This is a genomic window from Microcoleus sp. MON2_D5, assembly GCF_036701905.1.
Lineage (GTDB): Bacteria > Cyanobacteriota > Cyanobacteriia > Cyanobacteriales > Microcoleaceae > Microcoleus.
The window spans coordinates 1-1,454 of sequence record NZ_JAUBRM010000225.1 but is presented as its reverse complement, the minus strand read 5'-3'; the positions used below and the strand labels follow the sequence as shown (position 1 = coordinate 1,454).

Sequence of the window (1,454 nt, the reverse complement as noted above, 5' to 3'; positions counted from 1 at the left end):
GTATTTTATTCATGAGTATAACGCTAGTTTATCTCTCAATTAAAACCCTTAATTATACTGACTATGCAGGACTACCAAAGAATCAAAGGTGTTCATCATACAACCAGGGCTATTTCATTCTATTCGAGTAGTGGATATAGTAGTAAAGTATCGTACTCGTGCCCGGGAGCTGCTATGTCTCAACTTGCCATTGTCGAAGCCTTTGCCGACTTGCCTGACACCCGTCGCAAAGCAGGACAACGCCATCATCAAGCGCTGTGTTTAGCCTTATTTACCCGCTTCAGTCGCTGCCGGGAATCGGGGATTTTTGGCAATTGGGGATTGGTTGAGTGCCCATCACTCTCAATTAGTTGCTTTATTTCAACCGCCCCTCGGACGTTTACCCTCCTACAGCACGATTCGCCGGACATTGCTGCGGTTAGAATATCACGCTTATTCGGGTTGTTTGTCGAGGTTCTTCGGGATTCAAGCCAAACCAGGAGAAACAATTGCGACTGATGGTAAAGTCTTGCGCGGATCCTATGAGTGTCCCACTGACGACCCAACTGTCGATTCGCATCCAGCAATCATGCTGGTGACTGCCTACATTGTAGAACGTGGTTTGATTCTCGAACCCTATGAGGTGGCATCAAAAACCAATGAAATCACCGCACTCCCGGTTTTTATTCAGAAGATGGCAGTTAAGGGTGTAGTCTTCGCCTTTGATGCCATCAACACCCAAAAAAACTGCTCAGACCATCATTGATAGTGGTAATGATTACTTGGGCGCACTCAAAGGCAATCAATCCAGATTGTTGACAGCAGTACAGGTCAAATTTCAAGCACAAGAGACGATATTCCAGATCGACAAAAGGCATGGTCGGATTGAAAAACGCACCGTCAGCATTAGTCATGACCTGACTGGAATTCCTGATTTTCCGGGACTGCAAACCTTAATTCGAGTTGAATCCGAACGTGCTGTGCATCGAGCCTCCATCATTGAACTCTCTACCGAAACCCGCTATTACGTGACCTCCTTGACCGAAACGGCCAGACGCCTTGCCGAAAGAGTTCGAGGCTATTGGGGAGTCGAAAACAAAGTTCATTATGTTCGTGATGTAACCCAAGGCGAAGATGCTTCTCGTATTCGCACCAACGGGCTTGTTCAATGTTGGGCAATCGCACGCAATTTTGCCCTCAATTTGTATCGCGATTATGGCTTTCAAAACATGGCTCAAGCTCAACGTCTTGCTAGCTTTAATTTTAACATCCTCAAAGACTTGTTTAGAATGAAATAGCCCTGTGATACAACAATAATTAATTGGGTCAAACAGGTGGGAGAACTTTTGCCAGACGCTTACGAACCAGACACAATTCCCGATGTCGGAGAACTAGATGATATCAATTCCGGTTGCACCGGAATGATATACTGAAAGAGCGTCAAGAGTGCAACGAGGACAAGTCATGCCTAAACG

General features: G+C 45.7%; 2 pseudogenes. Both read left to right on the top strand.

Annotated features, from left to right (window positions below):
- The first annotated feature begins 307 nt into the window (after positions 1-307).
- A pseudogene (locus QUA47_RS31165) lies at positions 308-1,277 on the top strand (ISAs1 family transposase).
- A 9-nt stretch (positions 1,278-1,286) separates the two neighbouring features.
- Positions 1,287-1,388 (top strand): annotated as a pseudogene (locus QUA47_RS30820) (IS1 family transposase); the annotation flags it as partial.
- Positions 1,389-1,454 lie beyond the last annotated feature (66 nt).